This window comes from Frankia sp. R82 (assembly GCF_023716925.1).
Lineage (GTDB): Bacteria > Actinomycetota > Actinomycetes > Frankiales > Frankiaceae > Frankia.
Map to the genome: position 1 here is coordinate 1 of NZ_JAMQQG010000115.1, position 1,654 is coordinate 1,654.

The 1,654-nt window shown below is 76.5% G+C and carries 1 protein-coding gene; it reads right to left on the reverse strand.

From position 1 onward, the window contains the following. Positions 1-1,594, reverse strand: a 1,594-nt coding sequence (locus tag ND747_RS15950; RefSeq protein WP_251734407.1) for a condensation domain-containing protein, incomplete at its 3' end; no start/stop codon positions are given. Between the last annotated feature and the right edge of the window lie 60 nt (positions 1,595-1,654).

Below are 1,654 nucleotides of genomic sequence, written 5' to 3' on the forward strand. Positions count from 1 at the left end.
CCGCCGCACCGTCGGGCCCGGCCGTCGGCTCGTCGAGCCAGACGATGGTCGGCCCGTCAGCCGGGTCGGCCGGGCCGGCCCCGTCGGCAGGTCGGGCCCCGCCGGCAGAGCCGGCAGAGCCGGCAGAGCCGGGCAGGCGGGTGGCGAACGCGCGGGTGGTGAGAATGGCGGCGGGGGCGGCGTCGGCGAGCAGGAACGCCAGGCGCTCCGCCGGCTGCTCGGTGTCGATCGGCAGGTAGCTCGCGCCCGCCGCCAGTACACCGAAGATCGCCGGGACCATGTGCGCCCGGGGCAGCGCAAGGGCGACGATCGACTCGGGGCCGACGGGCAGCCCCGCGAGCCGGTCGGCGACCCGCGCCACGTCGGCCGCAAGCGCGGTGAACGTCCGGCTCCCGTCCGCGGTGACCAGTGCGACCCGGTCCGGATGGGCGGCCACCGCCCGGTCGAGCAGGTCAGGCACCGTGAGTGCGGCTGCCGGATTCCGGTGCGGGCCGGCTGCGGTGCGCAGGGCGGCGGCCCGTTCGTCGGCGTCGACGAGCAGCAGCCGGGCGATGGGACGGTCCGGTTCGGCGACGATCCCGGCGAGCAGTCGGACGAGCCGGTCGGCCAGGCGCGCGCCGCTGGCCGGGTCGAGGACGTCGACGGCGAACTCGACCAGGGCGGTGATCTCACCGGTGGCCGCCCGGTCGACGAACGTCACGTCCAGGTCGAACTTGGCGGTGCCGACCTCCGGATCGATCCAGCTCACCGGCAGGCCGAACAGCGACCGGTCGTCGCCGCCGAGGTGGTGGTAGCCGGCCATCACCTGGAACAGCGGGTTGACCCCGGGGGTGCGCCGGTCGCGGCGGGCCGCGACGATGTCCTCGAACGGCAGGTCGGCGTGGTCGAAGGCGGCCAGGTCGGTCTGGCGGGTGCGGACCAGCAGCTCCCGGAAGGTCGGGTCGTCGGCCAGATCGGAGCGGATCACCAGGGTGTTGACGAAGAACCCGACGAGCTGGTCGAGGCCCGCGTCGGTGCGCCCGGCGACCGGCACCCCGATCGGGATGTCGTCGCCGGCGCCGAGCCGGTGCAGCAGCGTCGCGACGGCGGCGTGCACGAGCATCGACATGCTGGTGCCGGTGGCCGCGCACAGGGCCCGCAGTCCAGCCGTCACCTCGGCGGGCAGGATGCGGACCGCCCGCCCGGACCGGCCGTCGCGGACCACCGGGCGCTCCCGGTCCAGCGGCAGCGCGATCCGCGGCGGCAGTCCACGCAGCGCGTCCAGCCAGAAGGTGAGCTGGCGGGCGGCGACGCTGTCCGGGTCCGCCGGGTCGCCGAACAGGTCCCGCTGCCAGAGGGTGAAGTCGGCGTACTGGACGGGCAGCGGCGTCCACCGCGGGGACCGTCCGGCGAGCCGGGCGGTGTAGGCGGCGTCCAGGTCGAGCAGGAACGGCCGGTCCGACCATTCGTCGGTGGCGATGTGGTGCGCGACGACGAGCAACACGTCGGCGTCCGGCTCGCGCAGCACCCGCACCCGCAGCGGCGGTTCGACGGTCAGGTCGAACCGCTGCGCCGGGGCCGGGGCGGTTCCCCCGCCCCCCCCCCCCCCCCCCACGCCCGGCCACAAAGGGGGCGCGCCGGGGGGCGCCGGGGGGCCCCCGGGGTGGGGGGTTTG